A 17,661-nucleotide genomic window follows, 5' to 3' on the forward strand; every position below is an offset into this window, starting at 1 on the left:
CAAGAATTGTGTGTGCGGACGGACACGGGTTCTCCGCAACCACCCACCTGTCAGAAGGATGTGACCGATGATCAGCCATGCCTCCAGCCACCTGCGGCGCTGGATCGCCCTGCTCCTCCTGCCGGCCGCCGCCGTGATCGGTGTGGCGGCGGTCGGAGCCGGCGCCGGGCACCCCGGCACCGGGCACGGCACCCGGGTGGTCGCGGACCTGGAATGGGACGTCACCCCCACCGGCGGTCACTGACCTCCGGACCGGCGGACGCGCCCCACCGCCGACGGATCAGCCGCCGTCGACCGATCTCCCGGGGCAGGAACGCCGACATCGGGCCGGAACGCGCACGGTCGGCACGCTCACGACCGGGACTCTCGCAGTCGGAACGCTCACGACCGGGACTCTCGCGGCCGGAACGCGCACGACCGGGACTCTGGGGCAGACCGGTTGCCGGAGCGTCGAGTACGACCCCGACCTTCCTGGCACACCGCACATCCCAGCTCCCCCTGTAGCTGCCGCCCCCGGTGCGGCATGAATCGTCGCGCTCATGACCAGGGCTGATCGTAACCAATGGAACGGCCCGATGGGCCGTTGTTCGACACTTCCGCGCGCCGATCTACGCGCGTTCACGTGCGGGAAGACCTGATGCACCGTCAATTATGCATGTATTCAAAGCATTTGCCCCCATCGCCGCTCCGGCCTGCCCGTCCAGGAGGACATCCATGAAGAAACTGCTGCTGATCGAGGCGAACGGCATGGTCGGTGGTGACCTGCTCGACGCGGCGCGGGAGTTGGGCGTCGAGGTGCACGTCGCCACCCACGAGGAGCTGTACCGCGACTACCGCCCCGAACTGAAGGAGAGGATCGACGGCACGGTCTTCACCGACCTCGGCGACACCGAGACGGCCGTCCGCGACCTGCTCTCCTTCGCCCGCGAGCGGGGCGTCGACGGCGTCGTCACCGGCTGGGAGTTCTTCTCCCCGCTGGTCACCCGGGTGGCCGCCGAACTCGGCCTGCCCGGCCACGACCCGGAGAGGGCCGCCGCCGCCCGCAACAAGCGGGTGATGGCGCAGGTCTTCGACGCCGCCGGTGTCCCCGCGCCGCGCACGGCCGTGGTGTCCGGCCCCGCCGAGGCCGCCGAGGCGCTGGCCCGGACCGGCCTCGACTACCCCGTGGTGGTCAAGCCGTGCGAGAACGCCGGCTCGGTCGGCGTCTCGGTGGTGCGCGGCGAGCAGGAGCTGGCCGCGGCGGTCGAGTTCGCCCAGGGCTGGCCGCGGGAGTTCCCGCACGGCACGCCGCTGGAGACCACCGTGCTGATCCAGGAGTACATCGGCGGGAAGGAGTTCAGCATCGAGACGGTGGTCTTCGAGGAGAAGTACCACCACCTGGCGATCACCGAGAAGTTCACCACCGACGACGCCACCCGCGCCGAGGTCGGCCACACCGTCCCCGCCGCGCTGGACGCGGCGGCCACCGAGGCGGTGCTCGCCACCGTCGAACAGGGCCTGGCCGCGCTGGGCTTCCGGTACGGCGTCGCGCACACCGAGCTCAAGCTGCTGGAGGACAACACCGCCCGGATCATCGAGGTCGGTGCCCGCCCGCCGGGCGACCACATCGTCAAGCTGGTCCGGGAGGCGACCGGCGTCAGCGAGGCCCGCGCCTACCTGCAGGCCGCGCTCGGCGAGCACCCCGACGTGCTGCCCACCCACCACCGGGCCGCCGCGATCCGCTTCCTCACCCCGCCGTCGGCCGGCGTGCTGCGCTCCGTCGAGCACCTCCCCGAGGGCCCGCACACGGTGGCCACCGCGCTGTACGCCGAACCAGGCAAGGAACTCGCCCGCCCGCAGGACAACATCTCCCGGGTCGGCCACTTCATCCTGACCGCCGGAACGGCCGAGGAGGTCAACCGGCTCGCCGCCGACGCCCTGGCCGCCGTCCGCATCGAGCTGGCCTGAGATGGCCCGCATCGCGCTGCTGCGCTCCATCGAGATCCAGCAGACCGACCCCTACGTCCGGGAGCTGGCCGGCCCGGCCGCCGAGGCCGGCCTCACCCTCAAGCTGTTCCACACCGACGGCGAGTGCGGACCGGACGACTTCCCCGGCGAGTCCGAGAAGCTCCCGCCCGGCCTGAGCTGCGAGCAGATCGCCGACCGGATCGCCGCCTGGGGCGCCGACGGCGTCGTCTCGCTCTCCATACCCGACGAGAACGCGCTGCGCGACGCCGTGGTGCGCGAGAAGCTCGCCGCCCGCGGCATCCCGATGGTCATGCACAGCCCGGACGCCACCTGCGTGCTGGCCAACAAGTGGGAGACCAAGCGGCTGCTCGCCGCCCACGGCCTCGACACCCCCGACGGGCTGCTGGTCGACGGCGACCTGCTGCGCGGCCGCAGCGTCCAGGCCCCGGCCTACCAGGACCTGCTGCTGGCACAGGCCGAGCGGATCGGCTACCCGCTGCTCTCCAAGCCGCTGTGGGACTGCCTCGCCACCGGCATCCGCTTCCTGCCCGACCGGGCGGCCCTGCGCGCCTACCTCGCCGACCCGTACGACGGCAGCACCGTCCTGGAGCACTGCGTCACCGGCGAACTCTGCTCGGTCGAGGTGGTCGGCCGGCCCGGGCACTACGCCCTCCAGCCGCTGATCTGGAAGGGGCCGACCGGCGGCGCCCCGTCCTTCGTCTTCGACACCGTCCGCTACACCGCGCCGCGCCCCGGCCCCGACCGGGACTTCCGGCCGGTCGCCGAGCGGCTGCTGCGGCTGTGCGAGGACCTCGGGATCGAGGGCGCCATCGAGGTCGAGATGATCCACGTCGACGGCGGCTACCAGGTCATCGAGATCAACCCCCGGGTCTCCGGCTCCACCACGCTCTCCATCGCGGCCTCCGGCGACAACACCTACGCCGCGCTGCTCTCGCTGCTGCTCGGCACCTGGGAGCAGCAGGCCCCCGGCTTCGGCCGCCGCCGCCGGCTCGCGCTGCAACTGCCGATCCGCCGGGCCACCCCCGCGCTCACCGCGCTGCTGCGCGAACGCCTCGACCTGGTCCGGGCCAGCGAGTTCCACATCGACGGCCAGGCGTACGCCAACACCGTGCTCACCTGCGAGTTCGACCGCCGGGACGAACTCGCCGCGACACTGCGCGAGTTGACGGCCGAGCACGGACTGCTCACCCCCGGCGTGCTCGACCTGGCGGAGCAGCTCCTGGCCGCCCCCGCCCCGCTGGCCGCCGCCACGGCCTGACCGGCGCACCACCGCGCACCACCCGTACCGCCCGTACCGCCCGTACCGCTCCGTCCCACCGCGCACCACGCGCACCACGCGCACCACGCGCACCACGCACACCACGCGCACCACACGCACCACGCGCACCACACGACCGAACCGAGAGGAACCGCCACCATGCTGGTCAGCGAGCAGGGCTCCGTCCTGGACACCGCCCCCGGCGTCGAACTGCGCAGCGACATCTCCGTCGAACTGGTCGACCACCGGGCCAGCGACGCCGGCGTCGTCCGGGCCGCCCGGGTCTCCACCATCGGCGAGGACGCCCAGATCGAGGACAAGGGCGAGGGCTACAGCGCCGGACTCCTCAACTACCTGATGAAGAGCCGCCACGGCAGCCCCTTCGAGCACAACTACATGACCTTCCTGATCACCGCGCCGATCTTCACCGTCCGCCACCTGATGCGCCACCGCACCTGGTCGTTCAACGAGGAGAGCGCCCGCTACCGGGAGCTGCGCCCGGTCTTCTACGTCCCGGACGGCGAGCGCCTGCTGCGCCAGAAGGGCAAGCCCGGCCACTACCAGTACGTCCCGGGCACCGACCAGGACCACGAGCAGATCCTCACCTCCGCGCACGCCGTCTACGCCAAGGCGTACGAGGAGTACACCGCGATGCTGGAGTCCGGCATCGCCCGCGAGATCGCCCGCATGGTGCTGCCGGTGGCCACCTACTCCTCGGTGTACGCCACCTGCAACTCCCGCGGCCTGATGCACTTCCTGAGCCTGCGCACCAACCGCGCCGACGCCACCTACCCCTCGCACCCGCAGCGCGAGATCGAGCTGGTCGCCGAGCAGATGGAGGACGCCTGGAAGGCCCTGATGCCGGTCACCCACGCGGCCTTCGAGACCTACGGCCGGGTCAGCCCCTGATGCGGGTCACCGTCTACGCCGGCTCCTCGGCGGGCCGGGACGAGGTGTACGCCCGGGAGGCCGCCGCCTTCGCCCGCGAACTCGCCGAGGCCGGGCACGAGATCGTCTACGGCGGCGGCAGCGTCGGACTGATGGGCGTGGTCGCCGACAGCGCGATGGCGGCGGGCGGCCGGGTCACCGGCGTCATCCCGCGCTCGCTGCACGACGCCGAGGTCGCCCACCTCGGCCTCACCGAACTGCACGTGGTCGACACCATGCACGAGCGCAAGGACCTGATGGCCCGGCTCGGCGACTGCTTCGTCGCCCTGCCGGGCGGCCTGGGCACCGTCGAGGAGCTCTTCGAGGTCTGGGCCTGGCTGATCCTCGGGCACCACGGCAAACCGGTTACCGTCCTGAACACCGACGGCTACTGGGACGGCCTGCTCGACACGGTCGAGGGCATCGCCCGGGCCGGGTTCATGCGGCCCGAGGAGAGCGCCTCGCTGGTCCCGGTCCGCAAGGCCGGCGACCTGCTCGCGCTCTGCGACAGCTGGCGGCCCCCGCCGCCGCGCTGGGCCTGACCGACCCCGGGCACCACCCCGGGCACCCCCCACCGGCACCGCAGCACCGCCCGCCGTCACCACCCACCGACCGAGAAAGGCAGTCCGTGCAGCAGCGCATGGCCACCCCCGCCTTCTCCCGACTGCCCCGCTCCGCCCGGCTGGACGGCGACTTCGACGTCGTCCGGCTGGGCGCGGAGCTGGCCGCGCTCCGCCAGGTCCACTGGCACCGCCGCCGGCGCTACCCGGCCCAGGCCCTCACCGCCGTCCCCGAGCAGTGGCGCACCCTGCCGCTGCGCAGCATCGGCGGCGACCCCGAGCGCACCGACGCCGGCGGCCCCGACCGGGACGACTTCGCCGACACCCCGTGGCTGGCCGGCGCCCCGTACCTCGCCGAGGTGCTGGACGCCCTGCCCGCCGCCAAACGGGCCGTCCGGCTGATGGCGCTCACCCCCGGGGCCAGCGGCGCCCCGCACCGCGACACCAAGAACGGCCTGGCCTGGGGCACCGTCCGGCTCTACCTGCCGCTCACCGCCCACCCCGGCGCCGGACTGGTCATCGAGGGCGAACCGCAGCAGTGGACGCCGGGCACCCTCTGGTACGGCGACGTCAGCCGCAGCCACCGGCTGCTGCACCCCGGCACCGACGGCACCCCGGTCCACCTGGTCGCCGACCTGCTGCCCAACCGCGCCCTGCTGGACCTCTTCCCGCCCGTCTTCCGCACCCCCGAGGTGCTGGCCGAGAGCATCCTGGCCCGGCCCCCGGCCCCGCTCGACACCGCCGCCCGGGCCGCCCACGGCCTGCGCTTCGACGTCCCCGAGTCCTTCACCGACCGGGACGAGGCGGACGGCGCCTTCCTGCGCCACCAGCGCCGACTGCCCGGCACCGTGCTGCTCCGCGCGGACCGGCTGTTCCTGACCGCGCCCGGCGAACCCGAGCTCGGCCTGGTCCACCTCGGCGGCGGCGAGTTCCGCTTCGCCGGCTGGACGGAGGAGCGCACCCTACGGCTGCCCCGCCCCGGCGAGGTCCCGGCCGTCGTCCTGCGCACCCGCTGCGGCGGCACCGTCCGCGAAACGGCGGTGCCCGCCCGGCACGACACCTGACCGACCCCGGGCCCCGGCCCGGCCGACCGCGGCCCCGGCCGCCCCACCGACAGCAGCAGACAACAGACAGCAGACAGCAGAGAGGTGAGAACCGTGCCGACCCTGGCAGCGACCGCCGCCCCGACGGGCACCCCGGTGACCCTGGTGGACGGCTACGTGCCGGTCATCGACCTGAGCGGCGCCCGCACCGACCCCCGCCGCCGCGCCGAGGTCGCCGCGGCCGTCGACCGGACCTGCCGCACCAGCGGCTTCCTGGTCATCGTCGGCCACGGCGTCCCCGAGCGGGCCATCACCGAGATGTACCGCGCCACCCGCGAGTTCTTCGCGCTCCCGCCGGAGGTCAAGGCCGCCCACCTGGCCGACCCCGCCGACCCGCTGATGCGCGGCTTCGGCCGCAGCGGCAGCCTCGCCGCGTCCAACCCGGACGCCTCGGTGGCCACCGAACGGGCCCGCCCCGACGTCTCGGAGACCTTCACCGTCAACCGGCTCGGCGAACCCGAGGGCGCCCGCGCCCTGCCCGCCGACGCCGCCCCGGCGCTGCGCACCCCCAACCCGTGGCCCGACCTGCCGGGCTTCGCCGACGCGTACCGCGGCTACTACGCCGAGATGGAACGGCTGGCCGGCGAGCTGATGCGGCTGTTCGCCCTCGGACTCGGCCTGCCCGAGGACTGGTTCGAGGACAAGATCGACCAGCACATGACCAACCTGACCGCCAACTACTACCCGGCGCAGCCCGTCCCGCCCGCGCCCGGACAGCTGCGCAAGGGCGAGCACAGTGACTGGGGCAGCCTCACCATCCTCTACCAGGACAACGGCACCGGCGGCCTCCAGGTGCTCGACCGCACCGGCGACCGCTGGCTGGACGTCCCCGTGGTCGAGGGCTCCTTCGTCGTCAACATCGGCGACCTGATGGCGATCTGGACCAACGACGCCTGGGTCAGCACCGTGCACCGGGTGGTCAACCCGCCCCGCGAGGAGGCCCACAACGAGCGCTACTCGGTGCCGTTCTTCCACCAGCCGAACTACGACGCACTGATCGAGTGCATCGCCACCTGCACCGACCGGGACAACCCGCCGCGGCACGCCCCGGTCCGCTCCGGCCCCTACATCACCGGCAAGTTCGCCCGGGCGTACGGAAACTGACGCCCCCACACCCAAGCGGCGGCCGCCACCGGGGCGGCCGCCGCGCGCCCGCAGGAGAGTCATGGACAACAGCGCACCCCGGCCGTCGCAGTCCGCACGGCCGCCGCAGCCGCCGCGCGGACTGCGACACCTCCTCGGCCTGCCCGACCTCACCGGCAACGGCCGGTTCCTGGCGGCCAACGTCATCGACAGCCTCGGCAACGGACTGGTCCTCGCCTTCACCGTCGTCTACTTCACCCGGACCACCGACCTGCCGCTGGTCGAGATCGGCGCGGCCCTGACCCTGGGCCACCTGCTCTCGCTGCCGGTGCCCGCCCTGGTCGGGCCGCTGCTGGACCGGATCGGCCCGCGCGCCGTGGTCGCGGTGGGCAACCTGGTGTCGGCCGGCGGCTTCCTCGGCTTCCTGTTCTGCCGCCAGGCCTGGATGATCGTGCTGTTCCAACTGGTCGTGCAGACCGGCTCGAACATCTACTGGACCTCCAGCCGCCCGCTGGTCGTGCTGGCCGCCCGCGAGGGCGAACGGCAGCGCTGGTTCGCGCTCACCAGCTCGCTGCGCAACATCGGCGCGGGCTTCGGCGCGGCCGTCGCCGCCCTGCTGCTCCAGTTCGCCGGCACCACCGGCCTGCGGGCCGTGGTGGTCGCCAACACCGCGACCTTCCTGCTCGCCGCCTGGCTGATCTCCTCCTGGCGCCCGACCGGCGAACAGCCCCGCCCCACCGGCGCCGCCGCCCCCGCCGACCGCCCGGCCGGCAGCTACCGGGACGTCCTGCGCGACCTGCCCTACCTGCGCCTGGTCGCCGCCAACCTGGGCTTCGTGCTGGCCGCCATGGTGCTTCCGGTGCTGCTCGCGGTCTACGCCACCGGGACGCTGCACGCCGCCGCCTGGATCGTCGGCGCCCTGGTCGTGCTGAACACCGGCCTGGTCGCGCTGGCCCAGACCACCGTCGCCCGCTGGGGCGAACACCGCAACCCCGTACGGGTGCTGGCGCTGGCCGCGGTCCTGAACGCGGTGGCGTTCGGGCTGTTCGGCGCGCTGTTGGCGGTGCCCGGCTGGGCGGTCGAGGCGGGCCTGGTGCTGGCCGTGCTGGTCTACACGCTGGCGGAGATGGTCGGCGGCCCGCCGTCCAACGAACTCAGCGTGGCGATGGCCAAGGAGCACATCCAGGGCCGCTACCAGGCCGCCTTCCAACTCTCCTGGACGATCGGCGGCGCCGTGTCGCCGGTGGTCCTGACCGCCCTGCTGGGGCGCGGCCCGCTGTGGCCGTGGGTGTTCCTGGCCGCGTTCAGCCTGCTGTCGGTGCTGCTGGTGCAGGGGCTGGGCGGACGGCCCGCGAAGTCCGCCGAGCCCGCTGAACCCGTCGCGTCCGCAGGGCCCGCCGCGTCCGCGGACCCCACCGCCACCGCCACCGCCCCCGCTCCGGCCGCGTCTGCGTCCGCGGAGGTGTCCGGTGCTGCGTGAACGGCTCGGCCTGACCTGGGAGTTGCACGGCGACGGCCGCGAACCGCGCCCCGGCGCCGCCGTCCGGCCCGACCAGCGGCTCAGCTGGCCCCGGACGGTCGGCCTCGGCGCCCAGCACGTGGTGGCGATGTTCGGCGCCACCTTCGTCTTCCCGCTGGTGATGGGCCTCGACCCGAACCTCGGCATCATGATGTCCGGCATCGCCACCGCGCTCTTCCTGCTGGTGGTGCGCGGCCGCATCCCCAGCTACCTCGGCACCAGCGCCTCGTTCGTGGGCGCGGTCGCCGCGATCCGGGCGGCCGGCGGCTCCAGCGCCGTGGTCACCGGCGCGGTCGCGGTGTCCGGCGTCGCGCTGGCCCTGGTCGGCCTGGCCGTGCACCGGGCCGGCAGCGCCGTCGTCAACCGGCTCTTCCCGCCGGTGGTGGCCGGCGCGGTGGTGCTGCTGATCGGCTTCAACCTGGCCCCCGTGGTCGCCCGGATCTACTGGCCGCAGGACCAGTGGACGGCGCTGGCCACGATGGCCGTGGTGCTCGCCTCCGGCGTCCTGCTGCGCGGCTTCTGGGGACGGATCTCGGTCTTCGTCGGCCTGGTCTTCGGCTTCGCCCTCTCCTGGCTGCTGGACCTCACCACCGGCCCGATCACCGCCCCCGACGCCACCGGCACCGTCACCACCCACTTCCGGGTGGACCTCGGCGCGGTGGCGCACGCCGACTGGATCGGCCTGCCGTCCACGCACGCGCCGGAGTTCCGGCTCTCCGCGATCCTGCTGGCGCTGCCCGCGGTGATCGCCCTGGTCGCCGAGAACACCGGCCACGTGCGGGCCGTCGCCGAGATGACCGGCAGCGACCTGGACGGCAGCCTCGGCCGCGCCCTGTTCGCCGACGGCCTGGCCACGGCGGTTGCGGCCGGCACCGGCTCCGCCCCGACCACCACCTTCGCCGAGAACATCGGCGTGATGGCCGCGACCCGGGTCTACTCCACCGCCGCGTACTGGGTGGCCGCGGGCACCGCCGTCCTGCTCGGCCTGTGCCCCAAGTTCGGGGCGATCGTCGCCGCCACCCCCGGTGGGGTGCTCGGCGGCATCACCGTGGTCCTCTACGGCATGATCGGCCTGCTCGGCGCCAACATCTGGGTCCGCAACCGGGTCGACTTCGGCGACCCCGTCCACCTGGTCCCCACCGCGGCGGGCGTGGTCGCCGGGATCGGCGGCGTCTCGATCGGCGTCACGGGCGGCTTCTCGCTGAGCGGCATCACGCTGGGCACCCTGATCGTCCTGGTCGGCCACCACGCCCTGCGCCACCTGGCCGCCCGCCGCCGCACCGCCACCGACCCGCACCCCGCGCCCGCGCCCGCGCCCGCGTCCGTGTCCGTGTCCGCGCCCGTGTCCGCGTCCGCGCCCGTGTCCGCGCCCGTGTCCGCGTCCGCGGCTGTTCCTGCTGCCGCGGGCCCCCAGCCCGTCCCCGCCGAACCCGTCCCCGCCCCCGTCGCCGCCAGCCGAGGAGCAGCCCGATGACCAGCCCCGCGCCGACCCGCCCCGCCGCCGGCACCCCCCCGGTCGCCGAGAACGCGCTGACCGCCGCCTACCTGGCCGGCCGCCCGAGCGCCGAGTCGCTGGCCCGGCGCTGCGCCGAGGACACCGCGCTGCGGGCGGCCCTGGGCGGCAACTACCTGACCCGCCCGGTCTTCCTGGAGGGCGCCACCGCCCGCGACCTCGGCGTCCGCCTCAGCGGCCTCTACGACCTGCTGCTCTCGCTGCCGCACCGGCTCTTCGACGGCGACGTCCGGGCGTTCGCCGCGGCGGCCGGCTGGTCGCCGCTCCAGATCGCCACCTCGCTGCGCCCGGACGGCCAGCCGCGCACCGTGCCGCGGATCGCCCGCTCCGACCTCTACCAGGAGGCCGGCGGCTTCAAGCTGCTGGAGCTGAACGTCGGCAGCCCGCTCGGCGGCTTCGACACCCCGCTGATCAACCGGGCCATGCTCGGCGACGAGCAGCTGCGCCGCTTCGTGGCCGAGCACCGCCTGGAGTACGCCGACACCCTGCACCTGCTGGTCGCCATGTGGCGCGAGGCGTTCCCGGAGCTGGACTTCGACGCCGCCCCGCTGGTCGCCCTGGTGGACTGGCCGACCAGCTTCCCCAGCCTGGAGCCGCGGCTGCGGGTGATGGCCGAGATGCTCGCCCCGCTGGGCATCGAGGCGGTCCCCTGCCACGCGGGCCAGGTCGAGACCCGCGCCGACGGGGTGTACGTGCACGGCCGGCGGATCGACCTGGTGCACCGCTGGTTCGTCAGCGAGGACCTGGTCGACCCGGCCGACGCCGCACTGGCCGCCCCGATCCTGGCCGCCGCCGACGCGGGCCTGGTCGCGCTGTTCGCCACCCTGGAGACCGAGCTGTACGGCGCCAAGGGCTGCCTCGCGCTGGTCAGCGACGAACGCCACCGCCCGGCCTTCGACGCCGCCGAACTCGCCCTGGTCGACGGCCTGTTGCCGTGGACGCGGATGCTCGCCGACCGCAAGGTCGAGGCCGACGGCGAACAGGTCGACCTGCTGCCGTACGTGCTGGCCCACCGCGAGGAGTTCACCCTCAAGGCCACCGCCGGGCACGGCGGACTCGACGTCCTCCCCGGCTGGCAGACCGGGGAGGCGGAGTGGCGGGCCAAGGTGGCCGCCGCCGCGGGCGGCCCGTACGTGGTGCAGCGGCGGGTGCGGCCGGTGGTGGAGCGCTTCCCGGTGGGTGACGGGACGGGCCGCACCGAGCCGGTGGTGGTCAACTGGGGCGTCTTCATGATCGGCCACGGCTACGGCGGCGCCTTCAACCGCGGCATCGCCAACCCGGAACCCGGCGTGATCAGCCTCGCCAACGGCGCCAGCTTCACCACCGCCTTCCACACCCCGCTGGACTGACGCCCTGCCCTGCCGCTCCGCCCCGCCGTTCCCGCCCGCTCCGCCCCGCCGTTCCCGCCCGCTACGCCGCCGCCGCTACCCCGCCGCCGCTACGCCTCCGGCGCGAGCGCGGCGGCGGCGGCCCGGGCGAAGCCCTCCGGGTTGTCCAGCATGATGTTGTGCCCGCAGTCCGGGACGGCCACCACCGACACCCCGGCGGCGGCCAGCGCGTCCGCGCCCGGCAGCGGGGTGTCGGACGCCGGCAGCAGGAAGGCGCGCGGCACGGACAGGCCGCTCAGCACCTCCCGCACCGTCGGCGAGGTGTTGCGGCCAGGTGGACGGCGCTGCGGTACAGCCCCTCCCGCCCGGCCAGCCGCATGGTGGACCACCAGTGCGGCCCCACCCGGTCCGCGACCTCGGCCCAGCCCCCGGCGAGGAACTCCTCCTCGGTGTACGCGGCGATGCCGCTCCCGCCGCCGTGCCCGGGCCGGGGCGGCACCGGGTCGAGGTTGGCGTCCACCAGCAGCAGCCGGGACACCAGGTGCGGGTGGCGGTCGGCGAGCACCACCGCCACCGAACCGCCCATGCTGTGCGCGACCAGCTCCGCGCCCGACACCCCCGCGGCGGTCAGCAGCGCGGCCAGCGCGTCGGCGTGCGACTCCAGGGTGTAGTCGAAGCCGGTCGGCCGGTCGCTGAGGCCGTGCCCCAGCAGGTCCACCAGCAGCGACCGCCGCCCGGCCAGCAGCGGATGGACCGCCGAGGCCGCGAAGTACGCGGGCGCGCTGGCCCCCAGTCCGTGCACGTAGACCCGGGCCGCTCTCCCGCCCCTCGAACTCCACCCAGCGCATCTGATCGCCCTCGGGCGTCACGGTCGCGGTCCGCACCGTCCCAGCTCCCTCCGTCTCGCAGCCTGCCGACGGAGCAAGACCCTAGTGCGTCCCGACGCCCCGTCAGGACAGCCCCGCGCTGATCCGGCACGATTCCGGAGCGCCGCACTAGGCTGACCGCCATGAGCCCTTCGATCGCCACCAACACCCGGGTGGAACTCGCCGAGTTGCTGGACTTCGTCCGCCCCCGCCACCGTGCCCTGCTGCTCACCCGGCGCGCCGACGGCAGCCCGCAGGCGTCCCCGCTGACCTGCGGCGTCGACGACGCCGGCCGGATCGTGGTCTCCACCTACCCGGAGCGGGCCAAGACCCGCAACGCCCGGCGCGACACCGCGGTCAGCGTGGTGGTGCTCTCCGACGAGTGGGACGGCCCCTGGGTGCAGGTCGACGGCGAGGCCGAGGTGCTGGACCTGCCGGAGGCGCTGGAGCCGCTGGTCGAGTACTACCGCACCATCTCCGGCGAACACCCGGACTGGGACGAGTACCGCGCCGCGATGCGCCGTCAGGGCAAGTCGCTGATCCGGATCACCCCGCGCCGCTGGGGCCCGATCGCCACCGGCGGCTTCCCGGCCCGCCTCGCCCCACCGACTGACACCCCGCCCGCCGAGCCCGTTCCGTCCGCCGGGTCCGCCCCGCCGCCGGGCCCGTCCCGTCCGGGCGCGGGGACGGCCCCGGTCTCCGTGGGGCGGGACCGGGGCCGTCGGGGGAGCGGCGGTGCGTCAGCCGGTGAAGCCGGCCGTGATGGAGCTGAACTGCCAGTCGGACTGGGCGATGCCGGAGCAGGTCTCCTGGAGGCCGCCGCCCGCGCAGCCGCGGTCGCGGTTGACCGACCAGAACGCCAGGCGGGCGATGTGGTTGGTGTTGGCCCAGTCGCGGATCGCGGTCCAGTTGGCGACGGTGGTGGTCTCGTTGCTGTCGCTGAGGCCGTTCATGCCGGAGATGCCCAGGTGCGCGTAGGCGGTGGCGTCGTCCCAGCCGTAGACCGACTTGAGCTTGTTCTTCAGGCCGGTGGCGGCGCTGACGGTCGCGGCGTACATGTCGGTGGACGCGTTGCCGAAGTCGAACGGCATGATGGTGAAGACGTCGATGTCCGCGCCGAGCGCCTTGGACTGCTCGATCAGCCGGTTGCCGGCGGCGGTCGGGCCGCTGGTCGAGGTGCCGAAGGTGACGATCGTCCGGATGCCGGGGTTCTTCTGCTTGACGATCTTCAGCGCGTTCAGGATGCGGTCCTGGACGGTGTAGTTTCTCGAACTCGTCGGTGTTCTCGATGTCGATGTCGATCGCCTTCAGGCTGTAGGCGTCGATCACCTTCTGGTAGGCACCGGCCAGCGCGGTCGCGTCGGCGCAGTTCGGGCCGAGCTTGTTGCCCGACCAGCCGCCGAAGGACGGGACGACGTCGCCGCCCGCGGCGCGCACCGCGTTGATGGTCTGCTGGTCCACGCCGCCCAGCAGCGGGCGCTGGCTGTCCCAGGTCGGGTTGCAGCCGTTCTGCGCCAGCACGAAGGCCAGGGTGAACCACTTGACGCCGGTGGCGTTCATCACGGTGGTCGCGGCCGGCGGGTTGCCCCAGCCGTTGTACAGGTACGGCGCGGCCTGCTTGAAGCCGCTCGGGGTGGTGGTCGGGGGCGTGGTCACCGCCAGCGCGTTGGACGCGGCGGAGGCGTTGCCCGCCGCGTCGCGGGCCTTCACGGTGAAGGTGTACGCGGTCGAGGCGGTCAGGCCGGTGACGGTCGCGGTGGTGCCGGTGACGCTGGTGGCCAGCGTGCCGTTGCGGTACACGTCGTACGCGGTCACGCCGACGTTGTCGCTGGACGCGCCCCAGGAGAGCGAGACCTGGGTGGCGGCCGTGGCGGTCGCGACCAGGTTGGTCGGCGCGGTCGGCGCCTGCTGGTCCCCGCCCGAAGGCGTGGTCACCGAGAGGGAGTTGGACGCGGCGGAGGCGTTGCCCGCGGCGTCGTGCGCCTTGACGGTGAAGGTGTAGGAGGTGCCCGCGCTCAGGCCGGTGACGGTCGCGGTGGTGCCGGTGACGGTGGTGGCCAGCGCGCCGTTGCGGTACACGTCGTAACCGGTGACGCCGACGTTGTCGCTGGACGCGCCCCAGGAGAGCGAGACCTGGGTGGCGGCCGTGGCGGTCGCGGCCAGGCCGGTCGGCGCGGTCGGCGCCTGGGTGTCCGGCGTGCCGCCGCCCGGGCCGTCCAGGCTGATGTCGTCCGCGTAGTACGTGCCCTGCCCGAACCAGCCGTTCAGGTACACCTCGGCGCTGGTCTGCGAGGCGCCGGTGGTGAAGCTGACCGTCAGCTGCTTCCAGTCGGCCGCGGCCGGCGTCCAGGTCGAGGCGCCGCCGGTGACGCCGAGGTACACGTAGTTGCCGCGCACCCAACTGGACAGCGAGTAGGTGGTGTTGGGCTGCACCGCGACGGTCTGCGCGCACTTGGCGTTGTCCGAGGCACTGGCCGCGCCGGCCAGCGCCTTCGATCCGCCGTGGACGGGGGTGGAGACCACCGAGCCGAGGCCGCCGGAGCAGGACCAGCCGCTCAGCGTGCCGGTCTCGAAACCGGGGTTGGTCAGGATGTTCGCGGCGCTCGCGCTGCTCGGGACGGCGGCGACGGCGGCCGTCGCCAGCAGCAGCGCGGCGGCGCCGACCGCGGTGGCGCGGCGGTTGGGGGCGTGCACGGGGACCTCCAGTGGGGGATGGGGGCGGAGGTGCGTAGGGAGCGCGCACAACAAAATGGACTGGACCAATCCCGAATGTCAAGGCTAGGTCAAAACCCGGACACCCGGCTGACCCGCCGTCAGCCACCCGCCGGCCCGCGCCCGGCGCCTCCCATGGCCCCCTCGGCACCCCCCGAACGCCCCCGCGCCGCTGCTCCGTCCGGGTGTCTTGCGGCACGCCGGAGCCGGACCGGTGGCCCAGCTCGGGCACGATCGTTCAGCCCAGCTGTGGCACCCGTTAAGAATTCCTCGATGGACCGAACCCACCGTGACCAGGCAGATTTCACCCTGCCGGGCCGGTCACCGCCGCACGCCGGGCCGCCCCACCGGGCTGCGAACCGCCGCACGCCCGCACCCGGGCCTGCCGACCCGCAGGCCCGCCGAACCCCGCGTCAGGAGCGCTCGCCGTGAAGGCACTCGTCAAGCTGAACGCCGAACCCGGACTGTGGATGACCGACGTCCCGGAACCGGAGATCGGCCCCGGCGACGTCCTGATCAAGGTCCTGCGCACCGGCATCTGCGGCACCGACCTGCACATCCGCAAGTGGGACGGCTGGGCCCAGCAGACCATCAAGACCCCGCTGACCGTCGGCCACGAGTTCGTCGGCGAGGTCGCCGCGGTCGGCGCCGCCGTCACCGACGTCAACGTCGGCGACCTGGTCAGCGGCGAGGGCCACCTGGTCTGCGGCAAGTGCCGCAACTGCCTGGCCGGCCGCCGCCACCTGTGCCGCAACACCATCGGCCTGGGCGTCAACCGCGACGGCGCGTTCGCCGAGTACGTCGCGCTGCCCGCCTCCAACGTCTGGGTGCACCGCGTCCCGGTCGACCTCGACGTCGCCGCGATCTTCGACCCGTTCGGCAACGCCGTGCACACCGCGCTCTCCTTCCCGCTGGTCGGCGAGGACGTCCTGGTCACCGGCGCCGGACCGATCGGCATCATGGCCGCCGCCGTCGCCAAGCACGCCGGCGCCCGCAACGTCATGATCACCGACGTCTCCCCGTACCGCCTCGACCTGGCCCGCGAGCTCGGCGTCACCCTCGCCCTGGACGTCTCGCAGCACACCATCGAGGACGGCCAGCACCGGCTCGGCCTGCGCGAGGGCTTCGACGTCGGCCTGGAGATGTCCGGCCGCCCGAGGCCATGCAGTCGATGATCGCCAACATGACCCACGGCGGGAAGATCGCCATGCTCGGCCTGCCCGCCGACGACTTCCCGATCGACTGGGCCCGGGTGGTCACCTCGATGCTCACCATCAAGGGCATCTACGGCCGCGAGATGTTCGAGACCTGGTACGCGATGTCCGTGCTGCTGGAGGGCGGACTCGACCTCACCCCGGTGATCACCGGCCGGCACGCCGCCCAGGACTTCGACGCCGCCTTCGACGAGGCCGCCGGCGGCAACTGCGGCAAGGTCATCCTCGACTGGACGACGCTCTAGGGGTTGCCCTCGAACTCCCTTCCCCGGCAAGCCAGCTGATCCCTCGTTAGGAGCGACACCCCGTGTTCGAGAACGTCCGCGACGACCTCGCCGCCACCCTCGCCGAGATCCGCGAAGCCGGCCTGTTCAAGCCGGAACGCGTCATCGGCACCCCGCAGTCCGCCGAGATCACCGTCACCTCCGGCAACGGCGGCCAGGTGCTCAACTTCTGCGCCAACAACTACCTCGGCCTCGCCGACCACCCCGCCGTGGTCGCCGCCGCCAAGGACGCCCTGGACCGCTGGGGCTACGGCATGGCCTCCGTCCGCTTCATCTGCGGCACCCAGGACGTGCATAAGGAACTGGAGCAGCGCCTGTCCCAGTTCCTCGGCCAGGAGGACACCATCCTCTACTCCTCCTGCTTCGACGCCAACGGCGGCGTCTTCGAGACCCTGCTCGACGAGCGCGACGCCGTCATCTCCGACGCGCTCAACCACGCCTCCATCATCGACGGCATCCGGCTCTGCAAGGCCCGCCGCCACCGCTACGCCAACCGCGACCTCGCCGACCTGGAGAAGCAGCTCCAGGACACCCAGGACGCCCGCCGCCGCCTCATCGTCACCGACGGCGTCTTCTCGATGGACGGCTACATCGCCCCGCTCGCCGAGATCTGCGACCTCGCCGACCGCTACGACGCCATGGTCATGGTCGACGACTCGCACGCCGTCGGCTTCGTCGGCCCCACCGGCCGCGGCACCCCCGAACTGCACGGCGTCACCGACCGGGTCGACATCATCACCGGCACCCTCGGCAAGGCCCTCGGCGGCGCGTCCGGCGGCTACGTCGCCGCCCGCCGCGAGATCGTCGCCCTGCTGCGCCAGCGCTCCCGCCCCTACCTGTTCTCCAACTCGCTCGCCCCGGTGATCGCCGCCGCCTCGCTCACCGTGCTCGACCTGCTGGAGACCGGCGACGACCTGCGCGACCGGCTGCGCGCCAACACCGAGCTGTTCCGGGCGAAGATGACCGAGGCCGGCTTCGAGATCCTGCCCGGCGAGCACGCCATCGCCCCCGTCATGGTCGGCGACGCCGCCAGGGCCGGCCGCCTCGCCGAACTCCTGCTCGAACGCGGCGTCTACGTGATCGGCTTCTCCTACCCCGTGGTCCCGCACGGCGCCGCCCGAATCCGGGTCCAGCTCTCCGCCGCCCACAGCACCGAGGACGTCGAACGCGCCGTCGCCGCCTTCATCGACGCCCGCACCGCCCTGGACGCCTGACCCCGTCCCCTCCCGCCAGGGCGCGGACCGACCCTCGACCGCGCCCCCCTCCGGGCCGCCCCCACCCCCCTCCGGGGACGGCCCGCCCGGCGCGGGGAGCCACTCCCGGCTC

At 73.7% G+C, this 17,661-nt stretch carries 12 protein-coding genes and 3 pseudogenes; 13 read left to right on the forward strand and 2 right to left on the reverse strand.

Annotation, left to right across the window (positions count from 1 at the left end; genetic code table 11):
- Positions 1-67: 67 nt before the first annotated feature.
- The 10 genes from QMQ26_RS34410 (at position 68) to QMQ26_RS34455 (ending at position 11,280) form a co-directional block, all read left to right on the forward strand.
- Positions 68-244 carry a hypothetical protein gene (locus QMQ26_RS34410; protein WP_158585306.1) on the forward strand — a complete coding sequence of 59 codons (177 nt, stop codon included), beginning with the start codon at positions 68-70 and terminating at the stop codon, positions 242-244.
- 470 nt (positions 245-714) lie between these two features.
- Complete coding sequence (locus tag QMQ26_RS34415) at positions 715-1,947, forward strand: ATP-grasp domain-containing protein (RefSeq protein WP_282204047.1); 1,233 nt, start codon at positions 715-717, stop codon at positions 1,945-1,947.
- A 1-nt stretch (position 1,948) separates the two neighbouring features.
- Complete coding sequence (locus tag QMQ26_RS34420; RefSeq protein WP_100838922.1) at positions 1,949-3,226, forward strand: ATP-grasp domain-containing protein; 1,278 nt, start codon at positions 1,949-1,951, stop codon at positions 3,224-3,226.
- A gap of 159 nt (positions 3,227-3,385) precedes the next feature.
- On the forward strand, positions 3,386-4,135 hold the full coding sequence (gene thyX / locus QMQ26_RS34425; protein ID WP_100838921.1) for an FAD-dependent thymidylate synthase: 750 nt from the start codon (positions 3,386-3,388) through the stop codon (positions 4,133-4,135).
- Positions 4,135-4,695 carry an LOG family protein gene (locus tag QMQ26_RS34430; protein WP_100838920.1) on the forward strand — a complete coding sequence of 187 codons (561 nt, stop codon included), beginning with the start codon at positions 4,135-4,137 and terminating at the stop codon, positions 4,693-4,695. The genes thyX and QMQ26_RS34430 overlap by 1 nt, the downstream gene beginning before the upstream one ends.
- A gap of 86 nt (positions 4,696-4,781) precedes the next feature.
- Positions 4,782-5,777 carry an aspartyl/asparaginyl beta-hydroxylase domain-containing protein gene (locus QMQ26_RS34435; protein WP_282204048.1) on the forward strand — a complete coding sequence of 332 codons (996 nt, stop codon included), beginning with the start codon at positions 4,782-4,784 and terminating at the stop codon, positions 5,775-5,777.
- A gap of 93 nt (positions 5,778-5,870) precedes the next feature.
- Entirely contained in the window at positions 5,871-6,920 is a 1,050-nt protein-coding gene (locus QMQ26_RS34440) for an isopenicillin N synthase family dioxygenase (protein ID WP_282204049.1), read from the forward strand.
- Positions 6,921-6,981: 61 nt separating this feature from the next.
- Entirely contained in the window at positions 6,982-8,379 is a 1,398-nt protein-coding gene (locus tag QMQ26_RS34445; protein WP_282204050.1) for an MFS transporter, read from the forward strand.
- Positions 8,369-9,892 carry a uracil-xanthine permease family protein gene (locus tag QMQ26_RS34450; protein WP_282204051.1) on the forward strand — a complete coding sequence of 508 codons (1,524 nt, stop codon included), beginning with the start codon at positions 8,369-8,371 and terminating at the stop codon, positions 9,890-9,892. The genes QMQ26_RS34445 and QMQ26_RS34450 overlap by 11 nt, the downstream gene beginning before the upstream one ends.
- Positions 9,889-11,280: a hypothetical protein gene (locus QMQ26_RS34455; RefSeq protein WP_282204052.1), complete on the forward strand. Its 1,392-nt coding sequence runs from the start codon at positions 9,889-9,891 to the stop codon at positions 11,278-11,280. Before QMQ26_RS34450 ends, QMQ26_RS34455 begins: the two co-directional genes overlap by 4 nt.
- A gap of 89 nt (positions 11,281-11,369) precedes the next feature.
- On the opposite strand, the pseudogene QMQ26_RS34460 reads toward QMQ26_RS34455, so the two are convergent.
- Positions 11,370-12,143 (reverse strand): annotated as a pseudogene (locus QMQ26_RS34460) (alpha/beta fold hydrolase).
- A 125-nt stretch (positions 12,144-12,268) separates the two neighbouring features.
- Between QMQ26_RS34460 and QMQ26_RS34465 the strand changes: the two are divergent.
- A pseudogene (locus tag QMQ26_RS34465) lies at positions 12,269-12,727 on the forward strand (PPOX class F420-dependent oxidoreductase); the annotation flags it as partial.
- Here QMQ26_RS34465 and QMQ26_RS34470 read toward each other — a convergent pair.
- A complete protein-coding gene (locus QMQ26_RS34470; protein ID WP_404814235.1) occupies positions 12,672-14,831 on the reverse strand; it encodes a fibronectin type III domain-containing protein in 2,160 nt (719 codons plus the stop codon). The pseudogene QMQ26_RS34465 and the gene QMQ26_RS34470 sit on opposite strands and share 56 nt — an antisense overlap.
- A gap of 434 nt (positions 14,832-15,265) precedes the next feature.
- Here QMQ26_RS34470 and tdh point away from each other — a divergent pair.
- Both tdh and QMQ26_RS34480 read left to right on the forward strand, forming a co-directional pair.
- Positions 15,266-16,296, forward strand: a pseudogene (gene tdh / locus QMQ26_RS34475) (L-threonine 3-dehydrogenase).
- A 62-nt stretch (positions 16,297-16,358) separates the two neighbouring features.
- Positions 16,359-17,549 carry a glycine C-acetyltransferase gene (locus QMQ26_RS34480; RefSeq protein ID WP_282204053.1) on the forward strand — a complete coding sequence of 397 codons (1,191 nt, stop codon included), beginning with the start codon at positions 16,359-16,361 and terminating at the stop codon, positions 17,547-17,549.
- Positions 17,550-17,661 lie beyond the last annotated feature (112 nt).

Source organism: Kitasatospora fiedleri (assembly GCF_948472415.1).
In the GTDB taxonomy this organism is placed as follows: Bacteria; Actinomycetota; Actinomycetes; order Streptomycetales; family Streptomycetaceae; genus Kitasatospora; species Kitasatospora fiedleri.